Source organism: Acinetobacter sp. V91_7 (genome assembly GCF_031799075.1).
GTDB lineage: Bacteria > Pseudomonadota > Gammaproteobacteria > Pseudomonadales > Moraxellaceae > Acinetobacter > Acinetobacter calcoaceticus.
This window is the reverse complement of sequence record NZ_JAVQNT010000026.1, coordinates 1-18,312: the sequence shown is the minus strand read 5'-3', so window position 1 is coordinate 18,312 and position 18,312 is coordinate 1. Positions and strand designations below refer to the sequence as shown.

The 18,312-nt window shown below is 36.6% G+C and carries 16 protein-coding genes; 2 read left to right on the top strand and 14 right to left on the bottom strand.

Annotated features, from left to right (window positions below; genetic code table 11):
- Window positions 1-5: 5 nt before the first annotated feature.
- On the bottom strand, window positions 6-635 hold the full coding sequence (locus RMB03_RS04165; RefSeq protein WP_080593110.1) for a CoA pyrophosphatase: 630 nt from the start codon (window positions 633-635) through the stop codon (window positions 6-8).
- A 114-nt stretch (window positions 636-749) separates the two neighbouring features.
- On the opposite strand from RMB03_RS04165, the gene RMB03_RS04160 reads away from it, so the two are divergent.
- Complete coding sequence (locus RMB03_RS04160) at window positions 750-1,298, top strand: NUDIX hydrolase (protein ID WP_198078296.1); 549 nt, start codon at window positions 750-752, stop codon at window positions 1,296-1,298.
- Window positions 1,299-1,349: 51 nt separating this feature from the next.
- Here the strand turns inward: RMB03_RS04160 and RMB03_RS04155 are convergent, their stop codons facing one another.
- The 6 genes from RMB03_RS04155 to RMB03_RS04130 all read right to left on the bottom strand — a co-directional run bounded on the left by RMB03_RS04155 (window position 1,350) and on the right by RMB03_RS04130 (window position 9,460).
- Entirely contained in the window at window positions 1,350-3,278 is a 1,929-nt protein-coding gene (locus RMB03_RS04155; protein ID WP_311074119.1) for a protein FilF, read from the bottom strand.
- A gap of 18 nt (window positions 3,279-3,296) precedes the next feature.
- Window positions 3,297-4,553: a putative pilus assembly protein FilE gene (gene filE, locus RMB03_RS04150; RefSeq protein WP_311074117.1), complete on the bottom strand. Its 1,257-nt coding sequence runs from the start codon at window positions 4,551-4,553 to the stop codon at window positions 3,297-3,299.
- The gene (locus tag RMB03_RS04145; RefSeq protein WP_311074115.1) at window positions 4,547-6,211 is read right to left on the bottom strand and encodes an outer membrane protein transport protein; all 1,665 of its coding nucleotides are present in this window, start codon (window positions 6,209-6,211) and stop codon (window positions 4,547-4,549) included. The genes filE and RMB03_RS04145 overlap by 7 nt, the downstream gene beginning before the upstream one ends.
- Window positions 6,212-6,223: 12 nt before the next feature.
- Window positions 6,224-7,393 carry a hypothetical protein gene (locus RMB03_RS04140; protein WP_311074113.1) on the bottom strand — a complete coding sequence of 390 codons (1,170 nt, stop codon included), beginning with the start codon at window positions 7,391-7,393 and terminating at the stop codon, window positions 6,224-6,226.
- A gap of 44 nt (window positions 7,394-7,437) precedes the next feature.
- A complete protein-coding gene (locus RMB03_RS04135; protein ID WP_017387690.1) occupies window positions 7,438-8,271 on the bottom strand; it encodes a C39 family peptidase in 834 nt (277 codons plus the stop codon).
- A gap of 313 nt (window positions 8,272-8,584) precedes the next feature.
- Window positions 8,585-9,460 carry a DUF6160 family protein gene (locus RMB03_RS04130; RefSeq protein ID WP_311074111.1) on the bottom strand — a complete coding sequence of 292 codons (876 nt, stop codon included), beginning with the start codon at window positions 9,458-9,460 and terminating at the stop codon, window positions 8,585-8,587.
- Between the two features lie 356 nt (window positions 9,461-9,816).
- On the opposite strand from RMB03_RS04130, the gene RMB03_RS04125 reads away from it, so the two are divergent.
- On the top strand, window positions 9,817-11,187 hold the full coding sequence (locus tag RMB03_RS04125) for an anthranilate synthase component I family protein (protein ID WP_311074109.1): 1,371 nt from the start codon (window positions 9,817-9,819) through the stop codon (window positions 11,185-11,187).
- On the opposite strand, the gene hisC is transcribed toward RMB03_RS04125, so the two are convergent.
- The 7 genes from hisC to RMB03_RS04090 form a co-directional block, all read right to left on the bottom strand.
- Entirely contained in the window at window positions 11,184-12,269 is a 1,086-nt protein-coding gene (gene hisC / locus RMB03_RS04120) for a histidinol-phosphate transaminase (protein WP_281833357.1), read from the bottom strand. The genes RMB03_RS04125 and hisC overlap by 4 nt on opposite strands.
- Before the next feature lie 69 nt (window positions 12,270-12,338).
- On the bottom strand, window positions 12,339-13,628 hold the full coding sequence (hisD, locus tag RMB03_RS04115; RefSeq protein ID WP_311074106.1) for a histidinol dehydrogenase: 1,290 nt from the start codon (window positions 13,626-13,628) through the stop codon (window positions 12,339-12,341).
- 106 nt (window positions 13,629-13,734) lie between these two features.
- Window positions 13,735-14,418: an ATP phosphoribosyltransferase gene (hisG, locus tag RMB03_RS04110; protein ID WP_003655841.1), complete on the bottom strand. Its 684-nt coding sequence runs from the start codon at window positions 14,416-14,418 to the stop codon at window positions 13,735-13,737.
- On the bottom strand, window positions 14,418-15,674 hold the full coding sequence (murA, locus tag RMB03_RS04105) for a UDP-N-acetylglucosamine 1-carboxyvinyltransferase (RefSeq protein WP_017392396.1): 1,257 nt from the start codon (window positions 15,672-15,674) through the stop codon (window positions 14,418-14,420). The genes hisG and murA overlap by 1 nt, the downstream gene beginning before the upstream one ends.
- 6 nt (window positions 15,675-15,680) lie before the next feature.
- Window positions 15,681-15,932 carry a BolA family iron metabolism protein IbaG gene (gene ibaG, locus RMB03_RS04100; RefSeq protein WP_004794487.1) on the bottom strand — a complete coding sequence of 84 codons (252 nt, stop codon included), beginning with the start codon at window positions 15,930-15,932 and terminating at the stop codon, window positions 15,681-15,683.
- A gap of 138 nt (window positions 15,933-16,070) precedes the next feature.
- Window positions 16,071-16,409 carry a ribosome hibernation-promoting factor, HPF/YfiA family gene (hpf, locus tag RMB03_RS04095; RefSeq protein ID WP_004641296.1) on the bottom strand — a complete coding sequence of 113 codons (339 nt, stop codon included), beginning with the start codon at window positions 16,407-16,409 and terminating at the stop codon, window positions 16,071-16,073.
- A 168-nt stretch (window positions 16,410-16,577) separates the two neighbouring features.
- Window positions 16,578-18,026, bottom strand: a complete 1,449-nt coding sequence (locus tag RMB03_RS04090; RefSeq protein ID WP_205469858.1) for an RNA polymerase factor sigma-54 — start codon at window positions 18,024-18,026, stop codon at window positions 16,578-16,580.
- Window positions 18,027-18,312 lie beyond the last annotated feature (286 nt).

Here is an 18,312-nt window from a genome sequence, read left to right as displayed (position 1 = left end):
CCTGATCATTTATTCTTATGAGAAAATTTTGGTATACCAAATGTTGGTGAGTTGAGTAAAAATGGCCACTCTTTCTGATAACCCAATCCATATTTAAACAGAGCAACTAACATACGAGCAGTTAAACCCCAAATAATTTCATTATCAATCTGTAAACTTGGAAAGTATAAAGATTGATGGGCATAACGTACTTCATAAGGCATGGGTCTTGTATCAATTAATTCTTGCAAAGGCACAAAAAAAATTCGATCTATTTCAGTAGGCTGAGGTATTAAGTGAACCTCTGGAGGAATAAGCCCAACGATAGGTTTTACAGATAGCCCGCTTCTTGCACGTTGCATTGGCAAATCGCCGAGCAACTGCACATCAAAAGGATTTAAAGCAGTCTCTTCCTGAGCTTCTCTTAGCGCTACAACGATATTACTGGTATCACTGGGGTCACGCTTTCCACCCGGAAAAGAAACTTCCCCCGCATGGTTGTTCATATGTATTGAACGGCGTGTAAGCAATACCTTAGGATCATTTTCATTTGTAATAGCAATCAGTACTGCTGCTTGTGCTTCTTGTATGCGGGTGGAAAAGCGCAATCTTTGCTGTAACTTTTGTGTTAGCAAGTGCTCTTCCATACCATTCACCTATTATTCTGTCTCTCTTTGCATCATATCTGAAAAATAAACTTAGGGAATAGAGTTGATGCGTAAGTCTAAAAATTCAGTTATGCTGAGGCATCTCTATACTCGATGATAATTATGAGTTTCTGTGTAGCGTGTGGGCATAAAACCGAACAAAAAATTCCTTTAGGTGATCATAAAGTACGCCGTGTTTGTACTCATTGTGGCAATATTCATTATGAAAATCCCAAAGTAATCTGCGGTGCCTTAGCGTTATGGGAAGACAAAGTATTACTCTGTCGTCGTGCGATTGAACCTCGTTATGGTTTATGGACATTGCCTGCTGGTTATATGGAGTTGTTCGAGACCATGGAACAAGGTGCAGCACGCGAAACTCGTGAAGAAGCAGAAGCCGAGATAGAAATAGAACAACTTTATTGTATGTACAATATTCCTCGTATTGGCCAAATTTATGTGTTGTTTAAAGCACAGCTGAAAGATGGAATTTTTGGTGCAGGTGAAGAAAGTATCGAGAGTCGTCTATTTGAAGAGCATGAAATTCCATGGGGAGAACTAGCCTTCCCTAGCGTTGAGCACACACTAAGACATTATTTTGAAGATCGTAAAAAACAAGTGTTCCCAACACATCTTGAAACTTTGGGTACTCGTTTAGACAAAACGGGTTAATCAATTAGATAATAAAAAAGACCGCATAGCGGTCTTTTTATATTCACTAGTTTAAGATTTAGTTTTAATCTGATAGCAATTAGCTGTTCTAAGTGTCACGGTTCCTGCCATACGCTGACCTAAAGCCTTTTCAGCTTCAGTCGGAGCCGGTGAAATATCTTTAATATTATTATATACCTGTTGATAAAAAGCATATGGATTTAACCATGAAACTGTCTTGTTATCATAAGTAGTAAGGTTTGCACCACTGGTCTGCCCCTGTAATAGATTAGCAACATTAATTTTTGCACCACTTACAATTAATGTTTGACTACCAGTTTGAGAAGTATTTTGAACTACATTTGAATTTAGGCCAGCTACAATACCATTTAAATTCCCTAATTCAGGCACACCAAAAATCATTCTTACTGTAATTGACTTATCATTGGTTGCCGACTCTGTTCCTCCAGTTGTGCCAATTCTGTATTGCTGAACTCCATTGTTATCAATTAAACTCGTATTTGAAACTACTCCACACTGACCAGACATATCTGTTGCAGTAGCTTCGGGTTTAATATCTGTTCTAATATTCCCATTCTCATCAATGACAATACCCAAATCAATAGGTGCAATTCCTGCTGTATCAAATTTAAAGTTTAGAGTTGCATATAATGGGAAAATATAAGTTTGGCCAGATTTGACGTTCTTAGCAGTTTTAAAAATCTGACTAGACAAATAACTTGCAGGACTTACCTTATAAATATCCATAGAACCATTATAGTTTTGGTTATCAACACTCTGTTTCCATAAAGCATACTGCTGAGGATTAGGGGTTTTAGTATTCGTCAAAGCTAAATATGAACTATCACGTCCTGCAATAAGTGAATCATTTAATAATTTGCCTTGATAAATCACTAAATCTTCATTTGCATTACTAGAAGTTTTTAAACGGAATGGTTGTGTTGATTTAATTTCGGTTTGTATTGGATCAAGCCAAGTAGTCTGCGCATTTGCAATCATTTGGGTTGGTTTTGATTTCGTCAAAACATTTAATACTGCACTAATTGCTAGCTGGCTTGTGATTGTACTTGTTCCTTTCCACTGTAAACCATAACCAAATGTATATCCTTGACGATCAGATAGTAAGAATAAATTACCAAAAACATGTTGAGTATTAGCCCCATTTTTCGGGCAATCCGCCAAATTAGTTAGATTACATCCATAAAAATTTTCAGATATCAAATTAGGCGGAGCTAAAGTAATATAATCAGACTGATATAGTCCCACTAAACTTAAGTTTGCTAATTGTGTTACCAGTTCAAAAGCTTGCTCATCTGACACCTTGCTTAAATCTAACCAAGATTTCAAAATATTGGCATAAGCCCCATTTTTCCATTCTGTAGCTGTAATATTTTGAACCAAAATATTTAAAGTATTTTTCTTATCATCGGTAAATTGTGTTGGCTGCAAATCACCAGCAACATTATCACCACGCTCCAGACCAATGCTTTGAAATAATTTTACCAAGGCCATTGCAACCCGAACTGTAGGATCATTTTGGCTAAGTGAAGTTGGATTTTGCCCAGTTAATCCGATAGCCATATCCATGACTTTCAAACGCGGTGGAACAGTCATCTGAATTTTTGAAACAGTGTCCAGCTTGACAGAGCCTAGTTCAATTTTTCTTGTAGTTTTGGCATCTTGCAAATAAAAATTAGCAGTATCTCCAGCTTTACAAGATCCAATAACACTATTACCTGAAGCCTTAGTAACAAAGCTTAGATTCGCTGCACTACTACATGTAAAATTCATACCAGCAATTGGGTAATCTAAAGAAAATTGTAGACAATCACTGCTTGTTACAGAACAACTTCCATTAGCGGTAGCTCCTCCTGATCCGTTTGTAGGATTCTCATTTATTGTGGAACCACCACCACCACATCCATTTAGCATAATCGCTAATGTGGTTAATGCAAAAGGCCATAAAACTTTTTTATTCATTAGATACCCTACTTATTTTTAACGTAATACGGAAATTTGAATTTGTCCTTGATTCGATAACTCAGTTTCTGCAACATCTACGGCAGAGGATAAAGGTGTCATCATCATGTAATGTGCTGATGGTGGTACTTTTAAAACGCCTTGAATTGATGCATGTTGTAACATGGTAGAAGGATAAGATTTACTCTTAAATCCACTTACTCCCTCTAAAATACAACCTTTGTCATCTAAAAAAACAGCTAAAGGCCAATAATATAAAGGTTTCTCATTACTAGCAGCGAACGACATAATTTTTAAATGTTGGATTGAGGGATCAAGCTTAATCAACTCATACTCAAACTTTTCTTTCAATGGTTTTCTTGGCCATACATTTACTTCCTTATTTATACTAAGCGTCCTAATTGACTTGTTATAACCCTTAATAAAACATTGATCTTGTTCAAAAGCTGCTACTAACTCTTTCGAAGATAAACGCATATATGTTGGTGCTAATACAACTGTAGACTCTTTATCTTGAGTATGGCGATTAAAAAGCTGATCTAACGTTGATCGGCTTACGCCTTTCTTCCGCTCTACTGATTCGGTTCTTCCTAAGCCATCTGGCACCAGATAAAAACGTTTTTTTCCTTCAAGATTAAACTCCTGATCTTCAAGATATTCATTATTTACATATTCTACGCCATCGATAGTAGTAAATTTAGACTTATCTTGTGTAGAAGTTGGCGCTGGGGAAGCTTGCGAAGTACTTTTTATCGGTGGTGGAATTAAAAGCAACTGTTTTTGCCATTCGTTCTTAGATGCCGTTTGAACTTTTACATTTTCAAGATTTTTATTTTTTTTAATAGGCGTTTTTAACTCACTACTTTCTACTGAGACAGACTTAGTATTCTTCTGAGTTTTTTGTGGTGCAGTTGGTGCAGTTGGTGCAGTTGGTGCAGTTGGTGCAGTTGGTGCAGTTGGTGCAGTATTTAATTTATTTTCTACTTGTTGTTCTAATTTTTTCGGTAAATCTTTAATTTGCTCTTTTTCTTTATAATTTTTTTGAGCAGGAAGAATTACCGTCTTATCTGGTGAATTTTGAGGTTGTATTTTTATTTGAGGGATAGACTGTTTTTTTTGATCAACTCTTTTAGTAGGCACAATCATAGGACGACCATCTGGGCCGATAATCGTATAGAAACCGTCTGCATAAGATATAGAAACATTTGCTATCGCAATACATAAAATTGAAATAGCAAATTTAGGCCGAAACATCCATTTATATTGTCTTACCATTTTGTTCTGTAACTCAAACCAAGCACTGTAATTTTAGTATTTGTTTTTACATCTAAACCAGCATAAGGATTTAATAAAATATTATCGACACCACATTTATTCGATAAAGTACTCGTACATGCTGGAATATTATCTCGACTGCGCAAAAAACCAACTGAAAGGTCTAGGTCAGTATCTGTATCAAAACGATACCCCAATCCTAAACCAAACAATTGCGCATTATTAATTGGAACCATGGTATTACGTTTGTCATCAGGAATAGCACTAGCACGGGGCTCATAACCTGCTCGTAATTTTAAACGATCCGTTGCCGAATACTCGATGCCGACTCCCCAACTCCATGGTGAAGTAAATTTTAATGGCAATGCTAAAGAGCTATCTGTCACATCATTAGATAATAGTTTTGCAACTTTAAGTAATGAAATCTGGCGATCAAACTCAAACTTAAATTTATCCCATGCTGAATAATCAGTCCATCCAACATCAAAGTTTACTTGTAAATCTGGTAAAATCTTATATTTAATACCTGCCTGAAAATGTGCAGGATATTCTAAATCCATAGCTACTAAACCTGATTCAATATCAGGTACATACCCAGGCAAGCCTAGAATTCGAGCTAAAATTTGTCCGGTCGCAGATGAGTTCAGCCCGCGTACCAATTCTTGAGGCGCTTTAGCATTATCAATCATGTATTTGCCTTTCATACGCATCTTGGCTGAGCTTTGGTAGACCATACCGAAGCCAAAATCATCTGTCGGCTCCCACAGCAAGCCCAAGTTATAACTTGGACTTAAAGACTGCTCCATGGAAACTTGTAAGGCTCCCATTTTATTAAATGGGTTCATACCTTCCTGAGCATTACACATCCCAAATAATAATAGATCAGTAATCATGTCATTATTATTCTTAAATGGCGCACAAACCACTTCATCAACCATGCGTAAGACACCAATCATCTCATTCGGAAAACGAAGATCTGTTTTTAATGCTAGTGCGTTATATGACATTCCAATTGAAGCACCAATTGATAAATGGTCATTAACTTGGTAACCAAAAGATGGGGATAAATATGTGATTCGCTCTACAGCAACTTGTTGCCCCATATAGTTACCAGCATTACCATTTTCTGCACCAAAACCTGCTACCAATGGTGCATATACTGCTGTTGCATAGGTTACTTTCGACCCTGGAGGCTTATAAGCAATTCCTGCTGTAGGAGCAACGAGTGGATAACCTGCTCCTAAATCAACCATTTTTTTAAGAATAGGCACATATAAGCTGGCATATTCCACATCGCCACGTACAGGCCCTTTAAAGTCTGTACAAATATTAGCAGTAACTTCCGGACCATCATTACAAACTAGAGGATCATCTGAATAACCAAAAACGTTATAACCAGGTGGCGCTGAAAATTCTCGCTGGATATCAAAATTAGCTAAAATACCCTGTACATCGGTTTGCAGGCCATCAATCTTAGCTAATGCTGCAGGGTTAAAATGAACTGCACTGATCCCTGGCGGATCTGCAGTTACGGCATTCCCCATTGATAGTGAACGAATATCAACAGCTAGGTTTTGTCCTAATTGAGCATTGGCAAAGCTAGAAACACCAGAGATCACAATTGCTGCCGTTAGAGGACATAATTTAGGATATTTCACCTGCCTATCTCCTTATTTTTGTTTTTTATTAAAACCTAAAATATCTAACGGGAACGATAGACCAAGTGAGACATCTGGTGCATCCTCGGTTAAACCAAAGCCAACTGTACCATTAACAATCGTATCAGGTGAAACACGTACACCTAAGGCAAAAGCCATCATTGCACTACTCTGATCTGGCGACTGATATGATTCACCATTCGCAAATTGGAATTCAGAATTTAAGTTGAAGCTTTGCTGATATGACATGGTTAACGACACATCATAGTTAAATGAATAAGCAAAACCGAAAGAGAAGCCGCCACTAATTCCAGGGTCGAAAGATTCTAGAATACGATTACCACGTACCTGATTTAAACCAGACTCTTTAAAACCATAATTGGCAGAGGCAGAGGCAAACAAAACAACTGGATCAATGTATTTACGAGTACTCGCGCCTACACCTGCTGAGTAATAGCCTTTACCAGTTGAAAGCTCATTTTGACCAACTTCGTAAGGACTATCACCAGTTTTACTAGATAAGCTACCAAACAAGACTAAGGGTAAGCGTCCTTGTTTAAGTGGAAAAGGTTCCCAACGTGCACCCAGAGAAATATCACCCAATCCTGCAGTAGTTGAATCACTATTAATATCAGATTTAGCAACTAGAGGTACTGTTGCTGAAAGTGTTAAATTATCTAAAACGCCATATTGAGCTGTAAAACTGTTGGTCAATGTATGTTGAGCATCTTCCCTAATGCTTAATCGACTAATACTAGAATTATCATCAGCTAGTGCTAAATCCAAAATACTATCGCGGTAATAGGTGTAATCTAGATCATAATATGTAGAAATTTCCCCTCTTTTAATTAACGAATATTGTCGTTCATTCGAGGTAAATACTTCTTGTAAGTTTGTCTCTTGACTAGCATCCCCTTCTTTTTTCTGTAAAGCGGTAGCAGCTTGATTAGCTCCAGTATTTGCTATTACAGGATCACTAGTTACCACGTCTGTAGATGAAATTGCACTTCCATCTTGAACTGAATCTGTGGCTGGCATTACTTCTGATGCCGTATTCGGTTCAGAAACAACTACAGTATTTTGAACTTCCGTTTGTGCAACTTGATCCTTTGCATAGATTGTTCCTGTAATGGCACTCATACTTAAGGCCAATACACTCATCTTCATCCATCGATTATTCATATTCCTTCCACCCAATTTATTTATTTTACTAGATCAAAAATTCATTACTTACGTTTGTAATAAAGACGCATAAAAGTTTCTATCGGCTGATTATGATTTGAAGAATGGCTGTCATTATCCAAAACCCGTCGCATTGTTGAGGCTTTATTTGCCAAACGGTCATAATTAAATGTTGGATATTGCACATCAACAAAGGCATAACGGTTAACAGTTGCATCTTCCACATGACGCATATCTGCATCTTTTAATGCCAATAAGTCTTTACGTTGCGATTCAGGAACAGAAATAACAAATAAAGTATTATTATCCCAAATTTCTTTAAAGCGATTTTCATCAAAGCTGATATTCCCTAATGCTGGGTCAGCAACATAGACTCGTCCATCTTTATAGGCTTTATATACGACAAAATGTTTAAATCCAGCATATGAAATGGGAACAATTGCAGGCTGACCTAATTTAACTAAATCAGAGAACTCCCCTCGGTAACCACCACTATCTAAACCAATAGCAGTCACAAAACGCTTCATATCAAGTAGTGAGAAGCTGCGGCGTTCAATAATCCGTTGATATTCACCATACTGAAGCAAGCCGCTCATCGTTTGTTGCTCAGTCAAGCTAGTGCCCACATAGCCATTTAACAAAGTAGTAAGTGCAGCCGAACCACAGCTATAATCATATGCTTGTCGAACAATACCGCGAAATTGATCCTCTATCGCAGGTCTAATCGTAACGGGTTCAATATGATTTCGGCGAAAAGATAAATTACGTGAATCGGCAGTCTCTGTGTAATAAACAGTTCCCGGCGGCTTTTTTTCTATTTCGAAGGCTTCTGTCGCAAAGTAATACATCAATGCTGAGCCTAAAACTATCTCTAACATAAGCACTTGGTCTAAATGGTGGCCTAACTGGCCTTATTCATTTTATTCTTAGAGCAATAGCTCTACATCCCTGTGACTTGAAGATACCTTGTTTTTTTGTAAAAAACAGCTTTTTTTTAATCTTTTTGATGAACGCATAGTTCTACTCTAATTAAACCGTTAACTAGCTCTCATTTTTAACTGTCGCCACTTTTAATATATTAACCATTTGTATAATAATTTTATGTTAAACAAATATATAAAATTATTTTCAATTTTCATTCAATAAAAAAGCGCGTACTAAACGCGCTTTTTTAATTTTAAACTTTATAAATTAGTGACCAGAAATTGTAATTGTAGAAGTACCAACATTAATACCTTGGATTTCAACATCACCTATTGAAGCAGCAGTATTAGAACCTAAACGAATACCCTGTGCATATACGTTCATGCCTTGGGTACTATTATTTTGAATTTTCAAGCCAGTTGGTACAACAGAAATATCTGCATTCACATCTAAGTTACCAGTTGTATTACCAGCACCACGAACCATAACTTTATCTAAGACGATTTGCCCACCACCTGCAGCATCATTGATGCCTAGGTTAGAAAGCGTTAAACCACCTTGTAAGCTTGAATTTACCTTAATCATTGCACCTTGTGGGGTAGCACCTAACTGAACATTAGCTGAAATCGCGCCTAAAGATAAATCTAAACCCGAGAGAATTTCAGTTGGAGCTGCTTCTGTAATACCACGTACAGCAGTAGTTTCGTTCAAAGTACCTGAAGAACCAACACCAATAGAACCGATTTTAACATTAACAGCGCCCACATTTGCTGCAATATTTAAAAATGCGCCATTTGTACCTGAAGCACCAACGCTATCAATTTTAAGGTCTAACAAATTAGCAGTTTGATCAACCTGTGTAACAGTTATCGCTTTACCATTAGTTGCAGCTGTACCCGTAATTGTAATCGCACCCGCAGTTGCTGCAGCACCAGTAATACCAGTAGCAGGATCCAAACCATCGTTGTCATGAATAAATAATTTATCGATAGAAATACCGCCAGTACCTAAAGCAATACCGATGTTAATACCATCTTGACCTGTAGCAGCGCTTAGTGCAGCATCGTCCATTGACTGCATTGCCATTGCATTTGCACTGATAGCTAAAGAAGAAACTAAAGCAAGTTTAGTGAACATTTTCATTGAGCACTCTCCCAAGAGCATTTATTTTTTGACTTTAACCACTCTCATTGTCTCAAGTTGCATTTTTCTTTATATAGCAACCGAAACTTCCAATCCTTGAGTAGTTTTGCTTAGCAATTACTAAATTACATCTACGTTACTTTTTGTTCAACTAGTGTTGTGCATTTTTTGCCAACTACCCGACAAACGGTACACCCAATTTATTTCGCTTTTAGCTTCCAAATAAAACTTCAATCCCACACTAAAATTCGACTATTTTATCAGCAAAAAGTATCTCCTTCATAAGTCTTCTCCCTGACGATCCAGAAGTTGTAGTAAACTAATATTTCCCTCATTAACTACTCTCTTATTTAAAAATGTCTCAGTTAAAGAAAAAAATCTCATTACATAGTAAAAATGCTGCCGAGATTTTAAAAAAATTACAAGGATTAACTGGGCTCATTTATTTAAATGACAATAAAAACCCTATTATTGGTTTTCTTCCTCAACAATATATTCTTATTCAAAATAAAAATAATTTAGTTTTTCAACGTCAGAATCTTAATGAATATAAAAATATATCAAAATCGAATCAGTTATTAGATTTTATTCAACTTAAAGAAAATAATTTAAAAGAAAATAAGGATAGTAAATCAATAACAAGTTTTAACGGTGGCTACATTGGTTTTATTAGTTATGATTTTTCAGCAAATCAATTTATTAACGGTCAGAATCATATACAGCCATCTTTATTCTTAGGCCAATATCGTTCTTTTTTAAAATATATAGATAATGACTGGTATTTTTTTAGCGATGAAGAAAACGCTCTTGATCTCGTCACATATATTGAAAAAGAATTAGAGACTACTATTGTCAATAATTCTAAAAATATATTTGAATTAAAGAATTCTATTCAACCAAGATGGTCTAAAGAACAATATTTTGAAGCCTTTTATAAAATACAAGAATATATTAAAGCGGGTGATTGTTATCAAATTAATTTAACCCAAGAATTTAAAACCTCTTTCATAGGGTCATTATTAAATAAAGCAGAAGATTTATGGAATCTTACTAATGCACCATATGCAGGTTATTTAAAATTAGATCAATTTGAGCTATTAAGTTGTTCCCCTGAGCTTTTCATTGAGTTCAATCAAAATAAACAAATCAAGACCAGACCGATTAAGGGAACTATGCCTCGATATGAGAATATCGAAAAAGATTTTATTTCTAAACAAACTTTGAAAAACTCGCAAAAAGATCAGGCAGAGAATGTCATGATTGTTGATTTATTACGTAATGATTTGAGCATTTATGCCAATACAGGGTCAGTAAAAACAACACAATTATTCGAGATTGAAAGTTTTAATCAAGTCCATCATATGGTCAGTGAGATTGTTGCGACTCTTAAAGATGATATCAACCCTATGCAAATGTTGCTCTCTGCTTTACCAGGAGGATCAATTACAGGGGCCCCAAAAATTCGGGCAATGCAAATTATTGAAGAATTAGAAGAAGAAGCAAGAGGTGCATATTGCGGGACATTAGGTTATTTCAATTTTGATGGAACCGGTCGCTGGAATATTCTTATCCGCAGCTTTCAACAATATCAAAATCAGCTCTCTTTGTGGGCCGGCGGTGGTATTACGATTGCCTCAAATGCAGAAGCAGAATATCAAGAAAGCCTTGATAAAATTTCTGCTATGCTGAACTTGATGAACAGCACAGCACAGCAGATTAAAACTTAAAGAATATCTTGTTTTAACGTTTGCACTAAACGCATATTCTGCTCATCAGTACCCACTGTAATACGCAAAAATTGATTAATACGAGGCTTATTGAAATAACGTACAATAATACCTTGTTCACGTAATTGCTGTGCGAGTTGACCCGCATCATGGACTGAGTGTGAAGCAAAAATAAAGTTCGCTTTAGAAGGTAAAACTTTAAAGCCCAAAGCAGTTAAGTCATCTACTAGCTTTTCACGACTAGAAATAACTCTCTGAAGTTGCTCTTCAAAATAAGCCTGATCTTCAAAAGAAGCTACCGCTGCTGCAATTGCAAAACGGTCAATAGGATATGAATTAAAACTATTTTTGACAGCTTCAAGCGCCGCAATTAAATGTGGTTGAGCGATTGCAAAACCGACACGCAAACCAGCTAATGAACGAGACTTCGAAGTTGTTTGACAAACAACCAAATTCTCATAGCGATTTACAAGACCAACTGCGGATTCTGCTCCAAAATCAACATAAGCCTCATCGATCACCACCACCCGATCTGGATTTGCTTTTAAGATTTGCTCGATATCAGGCAAACCCATTGCAATACTGGTTGGTGCATTAGGGTTTGTAATAACAATCCCGCCATTTGGTTGTATATAGTCCTTAGCTTCTATCTCGAAATTCTCATTAAGTGGAATTTCTTTAGTTTTTGTTCCAAAGAACTGACTATAAACTGGATAAAAACTATAAGTAATATCTGGATAAAGAATCGGTTCATCTTGAAGGAAAAATGCTTTAAAAATATGAGCAAGTACTTCGTCTGAGCCGTTACCCACAAAAACTTGAGAAATCTCAATATTCTGTTGCTTAGCAATTGCTTGCTTTAAAGCTGTAGCATCTGGGTCTGGATATAAACGCAATGCATCAGCTTGCTGAGTTAAAACAGCTTGAACTGCTTCAACTACTTTTGGTGATGGCGGATATGGATTTTCATTCGTATTAAGTTTCAATAAATTCTGAATTTTAGGCTGTTCACCAGGAACATAAGGCTCTAATTCACGAACTTCTGGACTCCAAAAGCGCATTTGTGCTGTAGATAAAGTCATGGTCTTATCTCAAAAAAGGGCTGAAAATCAGCCCTGAGTAATAATTAAAAAACTACAAGGTTTATAAGATTATTGATAACGATAGCGTGCTGAGCGTGCATGAGCATCTAAATTCTCTTGAACAGCTAATATGTCGGCTGTTTTAGCTAAGGTTTTAACCCCATCTTTCGAGCACATAATTAGGCTCGAACGTTTTTGGAAATCATAAACGCCTAAAGGAGAAGAAAAACGAGCAGTTCCAGATGTCGGTAATACATGGTTTGGACCCGCACAATAGTCACCGATTGCTTCAGGTGTATAACGTCCCATGAAAATTGCTCCAGCATGACGAATATCTTCGCTCATCGCTTCGGCATCATCTAAGCACAGCTCTAAATGCTCTGGTGCAACCTGATTAATCAACTCAATTGCTTCTGCACGGTTTTTAACTAATACCAAAGCACCACGGTTTTCAATTGAAGTTCGCGCAATATCTGCTTTTGGCAATTCATTTAAATGCTTTTCAATTGCCAACTCTACTGCATTGAGTAAAGCTTCATCAGGAGTAATGAAAATAGCTTGAGCCACTGTGTCATGTTCAGCTTGGGATAAAACATCCATCGCTAACCAATCTGCATTATTCTCACCTTCTGCATATACCAAAATTTCAGAAGGTCCAGCAATCATATCGATGCCGACTTGACCAAATACAGCACGTTTAGCAGCTGCTACAAAACGATTCCCCGGACCAGTAATTTTATCTACAGGTGGAATGGTATGTGTACCATAAGCCAAAGCTGCTACAGCCTGTGCCCCACCAATGGTAAATACCCGGCTAACTCCCGCAAGATAAGCTGCGGCAAGAACCAATGGATTTAACTCACCATTTGGTGCAGGAACAACCATAATAATTTCAGGTACACCCGCAACATGAGCTGGTACAGCGTTCATTAGAACTGAAGATGGATAAGAGGCCAAACCACCAGGCACATAAATACCGACACGGTCTAAAGGCGTAACTTTTTGTCCTAGTGTATTGCCCAAGTCATCTATATAAGTCCAGCTATCTTGTTTCTGAGCTTCATGAAATGTACGAATACGCTTTGCGGCTAACTCTAGAGCATCACGAATTTCTGGGCTTAAATTATCAAAAGCAGTTTTAAGTTGTTCTTGAGATAATTCTAAATCTGAAAATTGATGTGCAGGATGTCGATCGAACTGTTGAGTAAGCTTTAAAACATGATCATCACCATGCTGACGAACATCAGCAATAATTTGATCTACTGTTTGCACTAAATTAAGATCATTCACGGTTTCAAATGCTAAAAGCTCAGCAAAAACCTGTTTGAAGTTCTGATCTTGAGTCGATAAACGTCGCATCAATTTACCCACAAGGCGAAAAAGAAAAAGTAAGTTTACTCTTTTTCTAAGCGCTTGTGGGCATCATCTGGCTTAACTATCGCAAAAGCATGATGGGAAATTGCTTTTAACGTGATTGAACAGCTTGCTCAAGCTGTGAAATGATTGGATTTAACAAAGTTTGTTTACGTTTAAAACTGGCTTTATTTACAATTAATCGAGAAGATACTTTGCAAATCTCTTCTAATGGCTCAAGACCATTTGCTCTTAAAGTATTACCAGTATCAACCACATCTACAATGTAATCGCCTAAACCAACCAAAGGTGCAAGCTCCATAGAACCATAGAGCTTAATAACATCAACCTGCTCACCTAAGCTTGCGTAATACTGACGTGTAAGATTGACATATTTCGTGGCAATTTTTAGACGACCCTTTGGATGCTCCATGCCTACTTTGCCAGCAGTCATTAACTTACATTTAGCAATTTGCAGGTCAAGCAACTCATATACATGCTGAGCACCATGCTCCATCAATACATCTTTACCTGCTACACCTATATCTGCTGCACCATTTTCTACATAGGTCGGTACATCAGATGCACGTAAAATCAAAATACGTACTTGCTTATGCGTAGTAGGGAAAATGAGCTTACGAGACTTTTCCGGATCTTCGAGCAAATTAATACCCGCTGTAGCCAATAAAGGTAACGTCTCTTTTAAGATACGCCCTTTACTTAATGCCAAGGTCAAACCATGATCAAAATTACCCATCACATCAAAATTAGGATCATCGTTTCTTACATCATTCATTAACTTACTCGCTTAATTTTGGCACCTAAACCTTGAAGCTTCTCTTCGACATGTTCATAACCACGGTCAATATGGTAGATACGATCAATTAAGGTATCACCCTCTGCAACTAAAGCAGCCAGAACTAAAGAGAATGAAGCACGTAAATCTGTTGCCATAACAGGTGCTGCCTGTAAGGTTTCAACTCCGGTTACAACAGCATCGTGACCTTCCACCTGAATATTAGCGCCCATTCGTGACAATTCAGGAACATGCATAAAACGATTTTCAAAGATCGTTTCAGAGATTGTCGCAAATCCACGACCAATAACATTTACAGCCATCAGTTGTGCTTGCATATCGGTTGGAAACTCTGGATGTGGCAAAGTTCTAAAACTTACAGCTTTAGGACGTTTACCCAACATATCAAGTTCAATCCAGTCATCACCACGAGTGACTTCAGCACCCATTTCTTCAAACTTATCTAGAACAGACTCAAGCAATGCCGGATCCGTATGAGTTGTTTTTATACGTCCACCCGTAATTGCAGCAGCAGCTAAATAAGAACCTGTTTCAATACGATCAGCAACAACAGCATATTCACAGCCGTGCAAACTTTCTACTCCAGTTACAACAAGAGTATCTGTATCAAGACCTTCAATCTTGGCACCCATTTTAATTAACATTTGAGCAAGGTCAGTGATTTCAGGTTCACGTGCTGCATTACGAATAGTCGTAACACCTTCTGCCAATGCTGCTGCCATTAAGATGTTTTCGGTACCGCCAACAGTCACCATATCAAAAACAACTTCACCGCCTTTTAAGCGACCATCAACTGAAGCATGGACATAACCATTTTCAACTTCAATATGTGCACCTAAAGCTTCTAAAGCTTTTAAATGCTGATCCACAGGTCTTGAACCAATCGCACAACCACCTGGTAAAGAAACTTTAGCATTACCATAACGTGCTAATAGTGGTCCTAAAACCAAAATTGAGGCACGCATTGTTTTTACTAGTTCGTAAGGTGCAAACTGATTATCTAAAGTAGAGGTATCTGCTTTTACTGTGTCATTTTCATAGCCAATCGTTACCCCTAATCCACCAATTAGCTTTACCAACGTATTAACATCTTTAAGATTTGGAACATTGGTTATTGTAATTGGAGAGTCTGCAAGAATAGTTGCAGCAAGTAAGGGTAAAGCCGCATTTTTAGCACCAGAAATGCGCACTTCACCTTCGAGCTTAACACCACCCGTAATTAAAAATTTATCCATTAATATTTAAGCTCCGAAAAGGCTTGCTTTACGCCATTCATCTTTGGTCATTGCACGAATTGTTACCGCGTGAACTTCCCCACTTGCAATATAAGTATTTAATGGTGCATAAACTAACTGTTGACGAGCCACTGTACGCTTACCTTCAAATTGATCATCCACTATACGGAGGTCAAATTTTCCGGCCTGTCCGCTCACCGCCACTTCCGCTACAGGGAAAGCTTCTTTTAAAATTTGAGTGAGCTGTTCACTATTCATTGCAAAGACCTCTGACACAACCTAAGGGGTAAAACGGAGTATTTTACTATAACTTTTTCCAAGAATTCAGTACGTGTTTATATTTTATCAATAAAAAAGAGGCTATCTTTCAAGCCTCTCTTAACTTCAAAAAACTTATTAAACAGAAACAGTAACTTGCGAATAAGTACATTGCATTTTTCGATATCTTAATAATTGTCTTTTTAATTTTTCAGTCAATTTTTTAATTGAAGTATACATATCATCAGCAGTTGCCTGAGCAAACAACTCAATCCCCGGCAATCTTACAATAGCCTCTGCAACATGATTTGAACTGCCCTTATGAGAGCGCTTATCAATTTGATGATCTTTTGTTAATTTAATCTGCATACTGTTCACCTGATCTAGGTGCTTCGTTAATTGATTAAATTTTGATTTAATATTTTCTTCTATAGCTGGTGTAATTGCTAAATGATGACCACGAATCGTTATTTGCATAATTCTATCCCTCACCTTTTTTAGGTTATCTAAAGAAGAACTAAAACGATTTAATGTTATCAAAAAGATAAATTGGGACAATTAAACCATTTTAGCTACTCCTCTTGGTGAAAATGAAATTTCATTATTTCGTCATAATGAATCTCTAGAATAGCCATACTTCAAAATTTAGATCAAGACTTTTCTTTCAGACGATGAAGGAATATGTAACGATTCTCGATATTTTGCGACGGTACGTCGCGCCACTTCAATTCCCTCATCTTTTAATAATGTAGCAATTACATTATCTGACAATGGTTTACATGGATTTTCACTTGCTACAAGTTTTTTAATCATGGCACGAATTGCAGTAGAAGAAGCCTCACCTCCCGCAGTAGTGCCTACATGACTAGAGAAAAAATATTTCAACTCAAAAAGGCCGCGTGGAGTAAGCATATACTTATTTGTTGTTACACGAGAAACTGTAGATTCATGCAATTCTACCTCTTCAGCAACATCTCGGAGAACCAGCGGTTTCATTGCTTCAGCACCTATCTCCAAAAAAGCTTTTTGATGCTCAACAATACAAGATGCTACTTTTAATAGCGTCTTATGTCTCTCATCAATGCTTTTAATAAAGTTTTTTGCCTCAAGCATCTGATTACGTAAATATAAATTGTCTTCACTTTGATCTGCTCTACGAATCATACTAGAGTAAAAACTATTAATTCTTAATTTAGGCAGCACATCTGGATTTAGTTGAACCTGCCAGTGTAAATCTTTTTTAGAAACCACCACATCTGGAATTTGATAGTCTGATTCTTCTTTATCAAAGTCCATACCAGGATAGGGTTTTAATGTTTTTAAAAGATTGATTGCAAACTTCAATTGATCTTTCGTTAGACCTGTCTGCTTGAGTAATTTATTTAGATCATTTGCTATTAAAAGTTCATAATATTGTAATAGGCTTTTTGCCTCGTTTAAATATTCAACGTCTTTCGATAAAAATTCGAGCTGTATCTTTAAACATTCAGCTAAATTACGTGAACCAATTCCTAATGGATCAAGTCTTTGAATATGTTTTAAAACAACTAAAACTTCATCTTCCTCTATCTCTTCCTCGATATCCATTTCATTCAATAATTGCTGTGATGCTAAAATAATTTCCTCTAATTCAGCATCCAAGAATCCTTTATCATCTAATGCATCAACAATACAGTAAGCAATTAATTGATCTATTTTAGAAAAATGCAGAAGATTAACTTGTTCTAGAATATGTTCTTTTAAAGATAATTGAACTTGGCGATTATCCTCTCGCTCTTCAAACTCTGGAGTAGCCAAAGCCGTCGATTGATGAGTATAAATATCATCCCATTCAGTATCGACTGGTAAATCATCAGGCAAATGGTTTGCATTTAGTTCAGTTGTTAAGTCATCTGAGTCTTTACTTTCTAATGTAGACAAACTTTCTGTTAATGACTCTTCTTCTATTTTTTCAAGTAAAGGATTACTATCTAGTTGTATCTGAATTTCTTGTTCAAGCTCTAAACTAGAGAGTTGTAACAAACGAATCGCCTGCTGCAATTGAGGTGTTAACGATAGAGAATTCGCAACTTTCAACCCAACAGATAATTTCATATATTTTAGATTCCATAAAACAAGCAAAAATCATGCCTATTCAATATTTATAACATATAGTTTCTATTTATCATACATATCAGTTTGAAATTTTCAGAAGAAAAATAGATTTTTTATTAAAAAATCTTGCTACAGAATAACCTTATTTATTGATTAGATATTTTTGTTAATTAATTGCTGCTTACGTCGCCTTAATATTTTCGGATTCTTTGTCTGTGTATTTAAATTTCCCATAAAAAAAACACCCTCAACTGTAAAGTTGAGGGTGTTTAGAATAATGAGCTGG